The sequence below is a fragment of the Klebsiella sp. P1927 genome (genome assembly GCF_018204675.1).
GTDB lineage: Bacteria > Pseudomonadota > Gammaproteobacteria > Enterobacterales > Enterobacteriaceae > Klebsiella > Klebsiella pneumoniae.
The window spans coordinates 3226657-3241040 of record NZ_CP073377.1 but is presented as its reverse complement, the minus strand read 5'-3'; the positions used below and the strand labels follow the sequence as shown (position 1 = coordinate 3241040).

The 14384-nt window shown below is 57.3% G+C and carries 13 protein-coding genes; 8 read left to right on the top strand and 5 right to left on the bottom strand.

All coding sequences use genetic code 11. The features are described 5' to 3' along the window. Positions 1-6: 6 nt before the first annotated feature. The 3 genes from ssuD to ssuE are packed head-to-tail and all read right to left on the bottom strand — an operon-like array spanning position 7 to position 2679. Positions 7-1152 (bottom strand): FMNH2-dependent alkanesulfonate monooxygenase, encoded by a 1146-nt coding sequence (ssuD, locus tag KB892_RS16550; RefSeq protein ID WP_002898293.1) that lies wholly within the window; start codon positions 1150-1152, stop codon positions 7-9. After that, the gene (locus KB892_RS16545; RefSeq protein ID WP_002898294.1) at positions 1149-2111 is read right to left on the bottom strand and encodes a sulfonate ABC transporter substrate-binding protein; all 963 of its coding nucleotides are present in this window, start codon (positions 2109-2111) and stop codon (positions 1149-1151) included. Before KB892_RS16545 ends, ssuD begins: the two co-directional genes overlap by 4 nt. Continuing rightward, entirely contained in the window at positions 2104-2679 is a 576-nt protein-coding gene (gene ssuE, locus KB892_RS16540) for an NADPH-dependent FMN reductase (RefSeq protein ID WP_002898296.1), read from the bottom strand. The genes KB892_RS16545 and ssuE overlap by 8 nt, the downstream gene beginning before the upstream one ends. A gap of 249 nt (positions 2680-2928) precedes the next feature. On the opposite strand from ssuE, the gene pyrD reads away from it, so the two are divergent. Continuing rightward, positions 2929-3939, top strand: a complete 1011-nt coding sequence (gene pyrD, locus KB892_RS16535) for a quinone-dependent dihydroorotate dehydrogenase (protein ID WP_002898303.1) — start codon at positions 2929-2931, stop codon at positions 3937-3939. A 169-nt stretch (positions 3940-4108) separates the two neighbouring features. Continuing rightward, entirely contained in the window at positions 4109-4651 is a 543-nt protein-coding gene (gene zapC / locus KB892_RS16530) for a cell division protein ZapC (protein ID WP_002898308.1), read from the top strand. On the opposite strand, the gene KB892_RS16525 is transcribed toward zapC, so the two are convergent. Next, positions 4648-5757 (bottom strand): YcbX family protein, encoded by a 1110-nt coding sequence (locus KB892_RS16525; protein ID WP_002898310.1) that lies wholly within the window; start codon positions 5755-5757, stop codon positions 4648-4650. The two genes, zapC and KB892_RS16525, sit on opposite strands and share 4 nt — an antisense overlap. A 99-nt stretch (positions 5758-5856) precedes the next feature. Here KB892_RS16525 and rlmKL point away from each other — a divergent pair, with 99 nt between their 5' ends. The 6 genes from rlmKL to rmf all read left to right on the top strand — a co-directional run bounded on the left by rlmKL (position 5857) and on the right by rmf (position 13776). Next, the gene (gene rlmKL, locus KB892_RS16520; protein ID WP_004147847.1) at positions 5857-7962 is read left to right on the top strand and encodes a bifunctional 23S rRNA (guanine(2069)-N(7))-methyltransferase RlmK/23S rRNA (guanine(2445)-N(2))-methyltransferase RlmL; all 2106 of its coding nucleotides are present in this window, start codon (positions 5857-5859) and stop codon (positions 7960-7962) included. A gap of 12 nt (positions 7963-7974) precedes the next feature. Continuing rightward, entirely contained in the window at positions 7975-9882 is a 1908-nt protein-coding gene (locus tag KB892_RS16515; RefSeq protein ID WP_004150837.1) for an ABC transporter ATP-binding protein, read from the top strand. A gap of 14 nt (positions 9883-9896) precedes the next feature. Continuing rightward, complete coding sequence (pqiA, locus tag KB892_RS16510; protein ID WP_002898387.1) at positions 9897-11165, top strand: membrane integrity-associated transporter subunit PqiA; 1269 nt, start codon at positions 9897-9899, stop codon at positions 11163-11165. After that, positions 11155-12792 (top strand): intermembrane transport protein PqiB, encoded by a 1638-nt coding sequence (gene pqiB / locus KB892_RS16505; protein WP_002898390.1) that lies wholly within the window; start codon positions 11155-11157, stop codon positions 12790-12792. The genes pqiA and pqiB overlap by 11 nt, the downstream gene beginning before the upstream one ends. Beyond that, positions 12792-13355 carry a membrane integrity-associated transporter subunit PqiC gene (gene pqiC / locus KB892_RS16500; protein WP_002898392.1) on the top strand — a complete coding sequence of 188 codons (564 nt, stop codon included), beginning with the start codon at positions 12792-12794 and terminating at the stop codon, positions 13353-13355. The genes pqiB and pqiC overlap by 1 nt, the downstream gene beginning before the upstream one ends. A 253-nt stretch (positions 13356-13608) precedes the next feature. Further along, positions 13609-13776: a ribosome modulation factor gene (gene rmf, locus KB892_RS16495; protein ID WP_002898396.1), complete on the top strand. Its 168-nt coding sequence runs from the start codon at positions 13609-13611 to the stop codon at positions 13774-13776. Positions 13777-13844: 68 nt separating this feature from the next. Here rmf and fabA read toward each other — a convergent pair whose 3' ends face one another. Beyond that, positions 13845-14363, bottom strand: a complete 519-nt coding sequence (gene fabA / locus KB892_RS16490) for a bifunctional 3-hydroxydecanoyl-ACP dehydratase/trans-2-decenoyl-ACP isomerase (RefSeq protein ID WP_002898398.1) — start codon at positions 14361-14363, stop codon at positions 13845-13847. Between the last annotated feature and the right edge of the window lie 21 nt (positions 14364-14384).

The following is a 14384-nucleotide window of genomic DNA, read 5'->3' as shown; positions in this document are numbered from 1 at the left end:
GTCTCCTCAGCTTTGCGCTACTTTACGCGGAATAAACTCGTTGGCGACCGCTTCCCCCTGCAGACGCAGGTTTTGCGGCTGCGGGATGGACGGCACCGCGACGTCAAGCAGGGGGAACAGCAGCTCTCCGACCCGGTACGCCTCTTCCAGATGCGGATAGCCGGAAAAGATAAAGCTATCGATACCCAGCGCGGCGTATTCATTGATCCTTTCGGCAACGGTGGCGGCATCGCCCACCAGCGCGGTCCCGGCGCCGCCGCGCGCTAAACCCACGCCAGCCCACAGGTTGGGGCTGATTTCCAGCTTATCGCGTCGCCCGTTGTGCAGGGCCGCCATCCTTTGCTGTCCAACGGAGTCGGTTCTGGCGAAAGCCGCCTGGGCGCGGGCGATCGTCTCGTCGTCAAGATGGGAGATAAGGCTGTCCGCCGCCTGCCACGCTTCCTCGTTGGTTTCCCTGACGATCACGTGCAGACGGATGCCAAAACGCACCTGGCGACCATGCCGGGCGGCTTTCTCTCGCACCTGAGCTATTTTCTCTGCCACCTGGGCCGGCGGTTCTCCCCAGGTAAGATAAAGATCGACCTGCTCAGCGGCCAGCTCCTGCGCCACCTCAGACGAGCCGCCGAAATAGAGCGGTGGACGTGGCTGCTGCAGTGGCGGAAACAGCAGTTTGGCGTCGCGAACGCGCTGATGCTTGCCGTTAAAGGTGACGGTTTCTCCCTCCATCAGCTTACGCCAGATGTGGGTAAATTCAGCCGAGGCCTCATAGCGCTCGGTGTGGTCGAGGAAGACGCCGTCGCCTGCCAGTTCGGCAGGATCGCTGCCGGTGACCAGATTGAACAGCGCCCGGCCGTTTGACAGCCGGTCCAGGGTCGCCGCCTGACGCGCGGCCACCGTCGGCGATACCACGCTTGGCCTGAGGGCGACAAGGAACTTCAGCCGCTGCGTCACCGGGATCATTGAGGCCGCGACCAGCCACGCATCCTCACAAGAGCGTCCGGTCGGGATCAGCACGCCGGTGAAGCCCAGCCGATCCGCCGTCTGCGCGATTTGCTGCAGATAGCCATAATCGACCGGACGGGCACCCTCTTCGGTACCCAGATAACGACCATCACCATGGGTCGGTAAAAACCAGAACATATTCAGACTCATGATTTCGCTCCTTGTGTGGCGGTGGGCTGCCAGATGCGGGCCCGGATATCAACTTTTTTTGGCACCAGCTTGTTCTCGTAGAACAGGTCTGCCGTCTGCTGCTGGCGAGCGGCGGTTTCGGCGCTCACCGGGGTAACCGCGGTGGGGGGACGATGGTCCAGATAGCTGTCGATCACCGCCTCCGGTAAGCCCATCGTTTTCGCCAGCAGCGTAATACTTTGCGCGCGTTGGCTGTGGGTCAGGGCATCGGCCTGAGTAAAGGTGTCGAGTACGCCTTCAATGAAAGCGCCATTGCGTTCAGCGTAGGGCCGGGAAGCAAGATAGAAGGATCCCGTCTGTTTCAGATCTGTTCCGTCAGTGAGTACCCGGACGCCGCCCTGCAGCAGCGCGGCGGAGTAGTACGGATCCCAGATGGCCCATGCGTCGACATTGCCCTGCTGGAAGGCGGCGCGCGCATCGGCGGGAGCAAGGTAAACCGGCTGAATATCGCTAAATTTCAGACCTGCGAGCTGCAGGGCGCGCAGCAGCAGATTGTGGGAGCTGGAGCCTTTCTGGAAAGCGACCTTTTTCCCTTTTAACTCAGCAACGTTATGAATCGGGCTGCCCTGCGCCACCAGGATCACCTCCGCCTTGGGCTTGGGCGGCTCCGCGCCGATATAGACCAAATCGGCGCCTGCCGCCTGGGCAAAGATAGGCGGAATATCGCCGGTACTGCCGATATCAATGCTGCCGACGTTCAGCGCCTCCAGCATCTGCGGACCGGCCGGGAACTCAATCCACGAGATATGGGTTTGCGGATAGCGCTGCTCCAGCAGCTGATGGCTCTTCGCCAGCACCATGCTGACACTGCCTTTTTGGTAGCCGATGCGCAGAGCGTCAGGTGCCGCCGGGGCGGCGTGACCCAGCGAAGAGAATAGCAGCAGTCCGCCCAGAGTCAGGGCGCGGAGAGGATTAAGCATGCTCCACCCCACGCAGAGATGTTAACGACGGCGCACGGCTGCTGGGGCGATGCAGCGCCTGCCAGAAGGTCTCCAGGGCGTCATCAAGGCGCCGCTGCAGATTCGCGGTAAACTGCGGCTTATGCTGGTAATCGGTCACCTGGCTGTCATCAGCGAAGACGCCATGGAGGATCTCCTGGGCCTTGAGGGCATTCAGCACTGGCTTCAGCGCGTAGTCCACCGCCAGCATGTGAGCGATGGTGCCGCCGGTGGCCAGCGGCAGCACAATTTTGCCCTCCAGCGCTCGCTCAGGCAGCAGGTCGAGCAGCGTTTTCAGCGCGCCGGAGAACGAGGCTTTATACACCGGCGTGGCGATGATCAGGCCATCAGCCCCGGCCAGCTGTTCATTGAGCGTCTGCAGCGCCGGGTTGTCAAAACGAGCGTACAGGAGGTCTTCCGGGGCAAAGTTCTGCAGATGCCAGTGGCAGACTTCGATATCGGCGGCGGTGAGCGTCTCTCTGGCGTATTCCAGCAAGGCGCTGGAACGGGAAGGGTAACGCGGGCTGCCCGCAAGCGTAATGACGCGCATCTCTCTCTCCTTATAACTAAATGTTTGCATTTATCTATAATTGATAACATTTATAGTGAGTGTGACAGAGGGCCATTATTTCCCTAAATGATTTATCCGCGGTTAGATAGCCGAAAAGCGCATAATGGCGCGCGGGGTAGGTAATCGTTTGCGCTGATGGGGGATTTTTTGTCGCAGGTCAATTCCCTTTCCGCAACAGATCGCACATAATACGCCCCCGGTTTGCACACCGGGAATCCAGGAGAGTTCATGTACTACCCCTTCGTTCGTAAAGCCCTTTTTCAGCTCGATCCTGAGCGCGCTCATGAAGTTACCTTTCAACAATTACGCCGTGTCACCGGGACGCCGCTGGAAATGCTGGTTCGCCAGAAGGTACCGGCCAGGCCTGTCACCTGCATGGGGCTAACCTTTAAAAACCCGCTGGGTCTGGCGGCCGGGCTGGATAAAAATGGGGAATGCATTGACGCGCTGGGCGCGATGGGGTTTGGTTCGATTGAGATCGGCACCGTGACGCCGCGTCCGCAGCCGGGCAACGATAAGCCAAGGATCTTCCGTCTGGTTGATGCCGAGGGATTGATCAACCGCATGGGCTTTAATAACCATGGCGTCGATAACCTGGTTGAGAATGTGAAAAAGGCGCATTTTGACGGCGTGCTGGGTATCAATATCGGCAAAAATAAAGATACGCCGGTTGAGCACGGGAAAGATGATTACCTGATTTGTATGGAAAAAGTCTATCCGTACGCCGGGTATATCGCCATTAATATCTCCTCGCCGAATACCCCAGGGCTGCGCACGCTGCAATACGGCGAAGCGCTGGATGATTTACTCTCCGGTATTAAAAATAAGCAGCTCGAGCTGCAGCAGAAGCATCAAAAATATGTCCCGGTCGCCGTAAAGATCGCGCCGGATCTTTTGCCTGAGGAATTGATCCAGGTTGCCGATAGCCTCGTGCGTCATAATATTGATGGCGTGATTGCAACCAATACCACCCTCGATCGTTCCCTGGTTCAGGGAATGAAACATTGCGATGAGACCGGCGGGCTTAGCGGTCGTCCATTACAATTAAAAAGCACTGAAATTATCCGTATGCTCTCCGCTGAGCTGAATGGCCGTTTGCCTATCATCGGCGTGGGCGGCATTGATTCGGTGATTGCCGCGCGGGAAAAGATTGCCGCCGGGGCATCGCTGGTGCAGATCTATTCTGGATTTATTTTTAAAGGTCCGCCGCTGATTAAAGAAATTGTTACCCACATCTAATCTTTTCCTCCTCTGAATCCCACCCAGGGCTTTATTTCCGGCCCTGGTTGTTTTATATTCCCTCACTGTTGCTTATTTAAACATTTTAGACTTTTCTTAATTTTAGAAAATATTCTGCGGTAAGTCGCAACAACTTTGCAGAGGCGTATGAAAGGGGACAGGGGGAAAAATGCGGATTAAACCTGACGATAACTGGCGTTGGTATTACGATGAAGAGCACGACCGCATGATGCTCGATCTGGCCAATGGCATGTTATTTCGCTCGCGCTTCGCCCGGCGCATGCTGACTCCGGATGCCTTTGCCCCTTCTGGATTTTGCGTTGATGACGCCGCGCTCTATTTCTCTTTTGAAGAAAAATGTCGCGATCTCGAGCTATCGAAAGAGCAGCGGGCGGAATTAGTCCTTAACGCGCTCACCGCCATCCGTTTTCTCAAACCGCAGATGCCGAAAAGCTGGCACTTTATCGCCCATACCCATCACTGGCAGCCGAGCGGCGGCGACGCCGCCTGCGTTTGGCTGAGCGATACCGGCGAGCAGGTGAATTTACTGGTGGTGGAGCCGGGCGATAACGCCGCGCTCTGTCTGTTGGCTCAGCCGGGTCTCACCCTTGCCGGCCGCGTCATGCAGCTGGGCGATGTCATAAAAATCATGAATGACAGACTGCAGCCGGCGCAGAGCGCGGTCAGCTACAGTCTGGGGCAGGCGGTTTAAGGCGCCAGGCGTAGCGCTGTTTTCGGTACACAGCTGCAGGCGAGAATAGTGCCATCTCCGGCAACCGCGTTTTTCTTTAACGGACTCACTTCTCCCTCTTCCAGCCGGATGCGGCAGCTGCCGCAGATCCCCGCCCGACACGAATAGGGTACGCGAATGCCCTGTTGTTCCAGTTGCTCCAGCAGCACCTGCTGGTTATTGCCGGTAAACTGTTGACCCTGCCATTCGATGGCAACCGTAGCCTGCTGCTGCGCCTCGGGAGCCGGGGTATCGTCGCTTTCACCTGCCCCGTAGGCTTTCGCCGGGCCGCGGGTAAGGATTTCCACTTCATCTCCCACCCGGATCACCCCGCTGTTGCGGGCAATCAGGTTCTGGCCAAAATCGACATCGCCATTGTCCAGCGCGGTACGAAAACGCTTTAAGGTTTCCAGCGGCTCCCCGGCGGGATGCTTCTGACCGCGCTCCGGGCTGACGGTGGTAAAAATGCAGCGGCTGCACGGCTTAGCGACATCAAACACCACCTCGCCGATGCGGATCACTTTCCAGCTATCTTCATCCCAGGCCGCCGCGCCGGTGACCACAAGGTTAGGGCGAAACTGTTCTATGCTTACGCTGGCCGGGCAGCGCTGTTGCAGATCGCGCAGGGAGGCCTCGTTAGCCAGCAGGTAAGGGTAGCCGTCGGCGAAGGAGAGCGGCACCGCATCATGGCGCTTTACCCGGCGGGTTAGCTGCGGCCCCAGCCAGCGCAGCTGGACATCGCGCTTGAAAAAGCCGCTGAGCCACTGGTTAACGGCGGCGGGCGCGATGAGGGCGGTAAAATGGTTGCCCCAGACTTCGGTCGGCTCGGCCTGCGTGGCGAAATCACTAAAACGCACCACGGCGCTGCTGCCGTCCGGTGCGGTCAGGTGAAGGCCATCATGCAGCGGCGCCGGAATAAATTTCACCATTTGCGGAAACTGGCGAGCGGTAATAAAGGTCCCGTCGGTTTCGGTGACCATAAACAGGCGATCGAAGGCCAGGCCGCTGATATCAGCAAAGGCGTGGGTCAGGCCTATGCCGCGCATGGATTTAACAGGATGAATAAAAAGTCGCGATAGCGTTACCATACGCTGCCTCCGGGTTCCAAAAATAAGCCTATAACTTTATGACATAGGGCACATATTGGCTATAATGCGCACCAATTTTCTTTAAGTAAAAGTGACGATATGAATTCTCTGTTTGCCAGTACGGCTCGTGGGCTGGAAGAGCTGTTAAAAACTGAACTGGAAGGGCTTGGCGCGACGGACTGCCAGGTAGTCCAGGGCGGGGTCCATTTTCAGGGGGATACGCGCCTGCTGTATCAAAGCCTGATGTGGAGCCGGCTGGCTTCGCGCATCATGCTGCCGCTGGGCGAATGTCGCGTATACAGCGATCTGGATCTGTACCTCGGCGTACAGGCCATTCCGTGGACGGAGATGTTCAACCCTGGCGCCACCTTCGCGGTGCATTTTAGCGGCCTCAATGACGAGATCCGTAACAGCCAGTACGGCGCGCTGAAGGTTAAAGACGCCATTGTCGACAGCTTCACCCGTAAGAATCTGCCGCGCCCGAACGTCGATCGTGAGTCGCCCGATCTGCGGATCAACGTCTGGCTGAACAAAGAGACGGCGCACATCTCGCTGGATCTGAGCGGCGAAGGCCTGCACCTGCGCGGCTATCGCGATGGTACCGGAATGGCGCCGATCAAAGAAAACCTCGCGGCGGCGATCGTCATGCGCTCTGGCTGGGTACCAGGTACGCCGCTGCTCGATCCGATGTGCGGCTCCGGTACCCTGCTGATTGAAGCGGCGATGCTGGCGACCGACCGCGCGCCGGGCCTGCACCGCGGCCACTGGGGCTTTGGCGGCTGGGCGCAGCACGATGACGCCATCTGGAAAGAGGTGAAGGCGGAAGCGCAAACCCGCGCTCGTCAGGGATTGGCAGCGTATGAGTCACGCTTCTACGGCTCAGACGTCGACGCGCGCGTAATCGAGCGCGCGCGCCGCAACGCCCGCCGCGCCGGCATTGGCGAGCTGATCGATTTTGACGTGAAAGACGTCGCCCAACTGAACAACCCGCTACCGAAAGGCCCGTACGGGACGGTGATCAGTAACCCGCCGTACGGCGAACGTCTGGAAAGCGAGCCAGCGCTGATCGCTCTGCACAGCCTGCTTGGCCGGATAATGAAAAGTCAGTTCGGCGGCTGGAACCTGTCGGTATTCAGCGCTTCGCCGGAGCTGCTGAGTTGCCTGCAGCTGCGTGCCGACAAGCAGTTTAAAGCCAAGAACGGCCCGCTGGACTGCGTGCAGAAGAATTATCACCTGGCGGAGAGCGAAGGCGGCAAGCCGGCGATGCTGGCGGAGGATTTTGCTAACCGTCTGCGTAAAAACCTGAAGAAGTTTGAAAAATGGGCCCGCCAGGAAGGAATTGAATGCTATCGCCTGTACGATGCTGATCTACCGGAATACAACGTGGCCATTGACCGCTATGCCGACTGGGTGGTGGTCCAGGAGTATGCCCCGCCGAAAACCGTCGACGCGCATAAGGCGCGCCAGCGTCTGTTCGACATCATCGCTGCGACTATCGCCGTACTGGACATGGCGCCTAACAAGTTGGTGCTGAAAACCCGTGAACGGCAGAAGGGGAAAAACCAGTATCAGAAGATGGCGGAGAAGGGCGACTTTATTGAGGTGCAGGAGTATAACGCGCGCCTGTGGGTCAACCTCACCGACTACCTGGATACCGGTCTGTTCCTCGACCACCGTATCGCCCGTCGCATGCTCGGCCAGATGAGTAAAGGTAAGGACTTCCTGAACCTGTTCTCCTATACCGGCAGCGCCAGCGTCCACGCAGGCCTCGGCGGTGCGCGATCCACCACCACGGTGGATATGTCACGCACCTACCTGGAGTGGGCGGAACGCAACCTGCGTCTCAATGGCCTGACCGGCCGCGCGCATCGCCTGATGCAGGCGGACGTGCTGGGTTGGCTGCGGGAGAGCACCGAGCAGTTCGATCTGATCTTTATCGATCCGCCGACCTTTTCCAACTCCAAACGAATGGAAGATGCGTTTGACGTCCAGCGCGATCACATTCGCCTGATGACCGATCTAAAACGTCTGCTGCGTAAAGGCGGCACCATTATGTTCTCGAATAACAAACGCGGTTTCCGTATGGATCATGACGGGCTGGCGGCGCTTGGCCTGAAGGCGCAAGAGATTTCGCAAAAAACGCTGTCGCAGGATTTTGCCCGCAACCGTCAGATCCACAACTGCTGGCTGATTACCGCAGCCTGAAAGGAATAAATAATGTCACTGATTAGTATGCACGGCGCCTGGCTTTCCTTCAGCGATGCGCCGCTGCTGGATAATGCCGAGCTGCATATTGAAGATAACGAACGCGTCTGCCTCGTCGGACGCAACGGCGCCGGTAAATCTACCCTGATGAAGATCCTCAACCGCGAACAGGGGCTGGATGACGGACGCATCATTTATGAACAGGACCTGATCGTGGCGCGTCTGCAGCAGGATCCGCCGCGGAACGTTGCTGGTACGGTGTACGATTTTGTCGCCGAAGGGATCGCCGAGCAGGCGGCTTATCTGAAAGCCTACCATGACGTGTCGCATCAGGTGATGACCGAGCCGAGCGACAAAAATTTAAATGAACTGGCGCGCCTGCAGGAGCAGCTCGATAACCTGGGACTATGGCAGCTGGACAGCCGCATTAACGAAGTGATTGAGCAGCTGGGCCTTGACGCCAATGCGCAGCTGGCGTCGCTGTCCGGTGGCTGGCTACGTAAAGCGGCGCTGGGCCGCGCCCTGGTCAGTGGGCCGCGCGTGCTGCTGTTGGATGAGCCCACTAACCACCTCGATATCGAAACCATCGACTGGCTGGAAGGTTTCCTGAAAACCTTTAAAGGCACGATTATCTTTATTTCGCATGACCGTTCCTTTATCCGCAATATGGCGACGCGCATTGTCGACCTCGATCGTGGCAAGCTGGTGACCTATCCGGGAAATTACGATCAGTATCTCCTCGATAAAGAAGAAGCCCTGCGGGTCGAAGAACTGCAGAATGCGGAATTTGACCGCAAGCTGGCCCAGGAAGAGGTGTGGATCCGTCAGGGTATCAAAGCGCGCCGGACCCGTAACGAAGGCCGAGTCCGCGCGCTGAAGGCGATGCGCCGCGAGCGCGGTGAGCGCCGGGAAGTGATGGGCAGCGCGAAGATGCAGGTTGAGGAGGCTTCCCGTTCCGGCAAAATCGTCTTTGAGATGGAAAACGTCAACTATCAGGTTGACGGCAAAGTGCTGGTGAAGGATTTCTCCGCACAGATCCAGCGCGGCGACAAGATCGCCCTGATCGGCCCCAACGGCTGCGGGAAAACCACGTTGCTGAAGCTGATGCTCGGCCAGCTGCAGGCCGACAGCGGGCGGATCCATGTTGGCACCAAGCTGGAGGTCGCCTACTTCGACCAGCACCGCGCGGAGTTGGATCCGGATAAAACGGTGATGGACAACCTGGCGGAAGGCAAACAGGAGGTAATGGTTAACGGTAAACCACGCCATGTGCTGGGTTATCTACAGGACTTCCTGTTCCATCCAAAACGAGCGATGACCCCGGTACGTGCGCTTTCCGGAGGGGAACGTAACCGCCTGCTGCTGGCCCGGCTGTTCCTGAAACCCAGCAATCTGCTGATCCTTGATGAACCGACTAACGACCTCGATGTTGAAACGCTGGAGCTGCTGGAAGAGCTGATCGATGGCTATCAGGGGACCGTGATGCTGGTGAGCCACGATCGTCAGTTTGTCGACAATACCGTGACCGAGTGCTGGATCTTCGAAGGCGGCGGTCGTATTGGCCAGTACGTCGGCGGCTATCACGACGCCCGCGGTCAGCAGGCCCAGTCTTTGGCGCAAAAGCAGACGGTCGTTAAAAAAACGACGGAAGTCGCTCAGCCAAAAGCAGAAACTGTCAAACGCGGCGGGAACAAACTAAGCTATAACCTGCAGCGCGAGCTGGAACAACTGCCGCAGAAGCTGGAGGCTCTCGAGGCCGAACTGCAGACGCTGCAGGATCAGGTTGCCGATCCCGATTTCTTCGGGCAACCGCACGATCGCACGCAGCAGGTGCTGGCGCAGCTGGCCGAAGCGGAGCAGGCGCTGGAAGCGGCCTTTGAACGCTGGGAATATCTCGAAGGATTAAAGAACGGCGCCTGAGCCGAGGAGTTGTCATGTGCGATCATCATCATGCTGCGCGACATATTCTATGTCCCCAATGTGATTTGCTGGTGGCTTTGCCGCAGCTTGAGCATCGCCAGAAAGCCGCCTGCCCGCGCTGCGGTACAACGTTAACCACCACGTGGGACGCGCCTCGCCAGCGTCCCACGGCGTATGCGCTGGTCGCGCTGTTTATGCTGCTGCTGGCCAACCTGTTCCCTTTTATCTATATGAAAGTGGGCGGCATCAGTAGCGAAATAGAGCTGCTGGAAATTCCCAACGTACTGTTTACCGAGGATTACGCCAGTCTCGGGACTTTCTTTTTACTCTTTGTTCAATTAGTGCCGGCGTTTTGCCTGGTCACCATTTTGCTGCTGGTTAATCGGGTCAGAATGCCTGCCGGCCTGAAGACGTTCCTTGCGCGAATTCTCTTTCAACTGAAAACCTGGGGCATGGCGGAGATCTTTCTTGCCGGCGTGCTGGTGAGCTTCGTCAAGCTGATGGCCTACGGTGATATCGGCATCGGTCTGAGCTTTGTTCCCTGGTGTATGTTTTGCCTGCTGCAGTTACGTACTTTTCAGTGCGTCGACCGCCGCTGGCTATGGGATGATATTGCCCCCATGCCGGCCATTACCCAGCCGCTGAAGGTCGGGGTGACCGGTATCCGTCAGGGGCTGCGCTCCTGTGCCTGCTGTACGGCGGTGTTGCCGGTCGATCAGACCGCCTGCCCGCGCTGTAACAGTAAAGGAACGGCGCGGCGCAAAAATAGCCTGCAGTGGACGCTGGCGCTGCTGGTGACGTCATTTATCCTTTATCTCCCTGCCAACATTATGCCGATCATGATCACCGATCTGCTGGGCGATAAAATGCCATCGACCATTATGGCCGGGGTGATTTTACTGTGGAGCGAAGGTTCTTATCCGGTGGCGCTGGTGATCTTTATCGCCAGTATTATGGTGCCGACGCTGAAGATGATCGCTATCGCCTGGTTGTGCTGGAACGCCAACGGCAACGGCGCGCGAGATTCGGAGCGCATGCATCTGATCTATGAGGTGGTGGAATTTGTTGGCCGCTGGTCAATGATTGACGTTTTTGTCATCGCCGTGCTCTCTGCGCTGGTCCGCATGGGAGGGTTAATGAATATCTATCCAGCCATCGGCGCGGTCATGTTTGCGCTGGTGGTGGTGATGACCATGTTTTCAGCCATGACATTTGATCCCCGTTTACTGTGGGATCGTGAGCCAGATTCAAGCCATGAGGAAATACAACAACATGGAAAATAAGAGCGGAGAAGCGAAAGTGCAGAAGGTGAAGAACTGGTCACCGGTGTGGATCTTCCCTATCGTCACTGCGCTGATCGGGGCATGGATCCTGTTTTATCATTACAGCCATCAGGGGCCTGAGGTCACGCTGATCACCACCAATGCGGAAGGGATTGAAGGGGGAAAAACCCGGATCAAGAGCCGCAGCGTAGACGTTGGGGTGGTGGAGAGCGCGACGTTGACCGACGATCTCACCCACGTGGAAATCAAAGCCCGCCTCAATTCCGGGATGCAGAAGCTGCTGCACAACGATTCCGTCTTCTGGGTGGTAAAGCCGCAGGTTGGCCGCGAGGGGATCAGCGGTCTTGGGACATTGTTGTCCGGGGCCTATATTGAGCTTCAGCCGGGAACGAAAGGTTCGGTGCCAGCGCAGTATCCGCTACTGGATTCTCCGCCGCTGGCCTCGCCGGATGCCAAGGGGATCCGTATTCTGCTGGAAAGCAGCAAGGCGGGCCAGCTGTCGCCGGGCGATCCGGTGTTGTTCCGCGGCTATCGCGTGGGGTCAGTGGAAACCAGCACCTTCGATACGCAGAAACGTCGTATAACTTACCAGCTGTTCATCAATGCGCCGAACGATCGCCTGGTGACCACCAACGTTCGTTTCTGGAAAGACAGCGGGATCGCTGTAGATTTGACCTCGGCGGGGATGCGCGTCGAGATGGGCTCGCTGTCGACGCTGTTTGGCGGCGGGGTGAGCTTCGATATTCCTGAAGGACTGGACCTCGGCGAGCCGGTGGCGAATAAAACGGAATACCATCTGTTTGACGATCAGAAGAGCATCCAGGATTCAGTCTTTACCGAGCATATCGATTACGTCATGTTCTTCAAAGACTCGGTTCGCGGCCTGCAGCCGGGCGCGCCGGTGGAGTTCCGCGGTATCCGTCTGGGCACCGTCGGCAAAGTGCCGTTCTTTATTCCGGGGCTGAAGCAGCGTTTGAACGATGACTATCGTATTCCAGTGGAAGTGCGGGTTGAACCGCAACGGCTGATTAATCAGCTTGGCGGCGATCCGAATATTCGCGCCCACATTGACGATCTGATCAACCGCGGACTGCGCGGCTCGCTGAAAACCGGTAACCTGGTGACCGGCGCGCTGTATATCGATCTCGACTTCTATCCGAAGGCGCCCCCGCGCGGGAAAATACAGGAGTTTAACGGCTATCCGATTATCCCGACCATCAGCGGTGGACTGGCACAGATCCAGCAGCGTCTGATGGATGCGCTGGATAAGATTAATAACCTGCCGATTAATCCGCTGCTGGAGCAGGCGACCAGTACCCTGGCGCAGAGCGAGAAGACGATGCAGCACGTGCAGACCACGCTGGATAATCTGAATAAGATCACCTCCAGCCAGTCAATGCAGCAGCTGCCCGCCGATATGCAGACGACGCTGCGTGAGCTGAACCGTAGCATGCAGGGCTTCCAGCCTGGCTCTGCGGCCTACAATAAGATGGTGGCCGATATGCAGCGTCTGGATCAGGTGCTGCGTGAGCTGCAGCCGGTTCTGAAAACGCTAAATGATAAGAGCAATGCGCTGGTATTTGAGGCGAAGGATAAAAAAGATCCACAGCCGAAGGGAGCGAAATAATGAAAAAATGGTTACTGGCGGCAGCCGTATGCGTACTGACGGCGTGCAGTAGCGGCGGGGAAAGCAAGACATACTATCAGCTACCGGTTGTGCAGGGCGGCGCGCAGAGCGCCGCCAGTCAGGGGGCACGTCTGCTGTGGGTAGAGCAGGTCAGCATCCCGGATTATCTGGCGGGTAACGGGGTGGTCTATCAGACCACCGACGTGCAGTATGTGATCGCCAATAATAATCTGTGGGCCAGTCCGCTGGATCAGCAGCTGCGCACTACGCTGGTGGCAAATCTCAGCCAGCAGTTGCCCGGCTGGGTAGTGTCGTCCCAGCCGCTGGGGAGCGAGCAGGATACCCTCAACGTTGCGGTCAATGGCTTTCATGGTCGCTATGACGGGCGGGTTATCGTTAGCGGTGAGTGGCTGCTGAAGCATCAGGGACAGCTGATTAAGCGCCCGTTTAACATCGTCCTCAGGCAGGAACAGGATGGTTATGACGCGATGGTCAAGACCCTGGCGCAGGCGTGGAGCCAGGAGGCGGCTGCCATTGCCAGCGAGCTTAATCGTCTGCCATAAGTAAAATTCATCATAATGACCTGCCGCGCGGTTCACCTGGGCCGCGCGGCATTTTTTTTGCCAGGTCAGTTCGTTACCGGCGGCTGCGCCGAGCGAACAAAAAATGAACTCTTATATAGGTCACAAATATGACACTGGCGTGAATTTTGCGCATTGACGTTGCCTTCTTTTCGCGGTATTCGTAACCCGTGGCTGCACAATTTGCGACCACTGTTTTCTTTTCCACCAGATCAAAGAATGAGGGAAACGAGGCATGAAGAGACAAAAACGAGATCGCCTGGAACGGGCACACCAACGCGGATATCAGGCGGGTATCGCGGGAAGATCGAAAGAAATGTGTCCATACCAGAGCCTGAATCAACGCTCATGGTGGCTGGGAGGCTGGCGAGAAGCCATGGAGGACAGGGTACTAACGGCCTGACACTGTCTCTTTAAAAAAGAAGCCTCCGCATAGCGGGGGCTTCGCCTTTTAATCGCTACTGAATGTTATCAGAAAGCGGAAGTATCCTGGAACAGACCCACTTTCAGATCGTTCGCGGTGTAGATCAGACGATCGTCAACCAGCACTTCACCATCCGCAAGTCCCATAATCAGACGACGGTTAACAATGCGCTTGAAGTGGATGCGGTAGGTGACTTTTTTCGCGGTCGGCAGAACCTGACCGGTGAATTTCACTTCGCCAACGCCCAGCGCGCGGCCTTTGCCTTCGCCGCCCAGCCAGCCAAGATAGAACCCGACCAGCTGCCACATAGCATCCAGGCCCAGGCAGCCCGGCATCACCGGATCGCCGATAAAGTGGCAACCGAAGAACCACAGGTCAGGATTGATGTCGAGTTCTGCCTCAACATAACCTTTATCGTAGTTACCACCGGTTTCGGTCATTTTGATGACGCGGTCCATCATCAGCATGTTTGGTGCCGGTAACTGCGGGCCTTTCGCGCCGAACAGTTCACCACGACCAGAGGCAAGAAGATCTTCTTTTGTATAGGATTCGCGTTTATCTACCATGTTTTCAGTAAGCCTTATTTT

What these genes read in the sequence shown, in the direction of transcription:
- zapC (WP_002898308.1), top strand. Translation starts at nt 4,109, where the DNA reads ATGCGGATTAAACCTGACGATAACTGGCGTTGGTATTACGATGAAGAG.
- pqiC (WP_002898392.1), top strand. Translation starts at nt 12,792, where the DNA reads ATGAAAAAATGGTTACTGGCGGCAGCCGTATGCGTACTGACGGCGTGC.
- pqiB (WP_002898390.1), top strand. Translation starts at nt 11,155, where the DNA reads ATGGAAAATAAGAGCGGAGAAGCGAAAGTGCAGAAGGTGAAGAACTGG.
- KB892_RS16525 (WP_002898310.1), bottom strand. Translation starts at nt 5,757, where the DNA reads ATGGTAACGCTATCGCGACTTTTTATTCATCCTGTTAAATCCATGCGC.
- KB892_RS16545 (WP_002898294.1), bottom strand. Translation starts at nt 2,111, where the DNA reads ATGCTTAATCCTCTCCGCGCCCTGACTCTGGGCGGACTGCTGCTATTC.
- fabA (WP_002898398.1), bottom strand. Translation starts at nt 14,363, where the DNA reads ATGGTAGATAAACGCGAATCCTATACAAAAGAAGATCTTCTTGCCTCT.
- rmf (WP_002898396.1), top strand. Translation starts at nt 13,609, where the DNA reads ATGAAGAGACAAAAACGAGATCGCCTGGAACGGGCACACCAACGCGGA.
- ssuD (WP_002898293.1), bottom strand. Translation starts at nt 1,152, where the DNA reads ATGAGTCTGAATATGTTCTGGTTTTTACCGACCCATGGTGATGGTCGT.
- KB892_RS16515 (WP_004150837.1), top strand. Translation starts at nt 7,975, where the DNA reads ATGTCACTGATTAGTATGCACGGCGCCTGGCTTTCCTTCAGCGATGCG.
- pqiA (WP_002898387.1), top strand. Translation starts at nt 9,897, where the DNA reads ATGTGCGATCATCATCATGCTGCGCGACATATTCTATGTCCCCAATGT.
- rlmKL (WP_004147847.1), top strand. Translation starts at nt 5,857, where the DNA reads ATGAATTCTCTGTTTGCCAGTACGGCTCGTGGGCTGGAAGAGCTGTTA.
- ssuE (WP_002898296.1), bottom strand. Translation starts at nt 2,679, where the DNA reads ATGCGCGTCATTACGCTTGCGGGCAGCCCGCGTTACCCTTCCCGTTCC.
- pyrD (WP_002898303.1), top strand. Translation starts at nt 2,929, where the DNA reads ATGTACTACCCCTTCGTTCGTAAAGCCCTTTTTCAGCTCGATCCTGAG.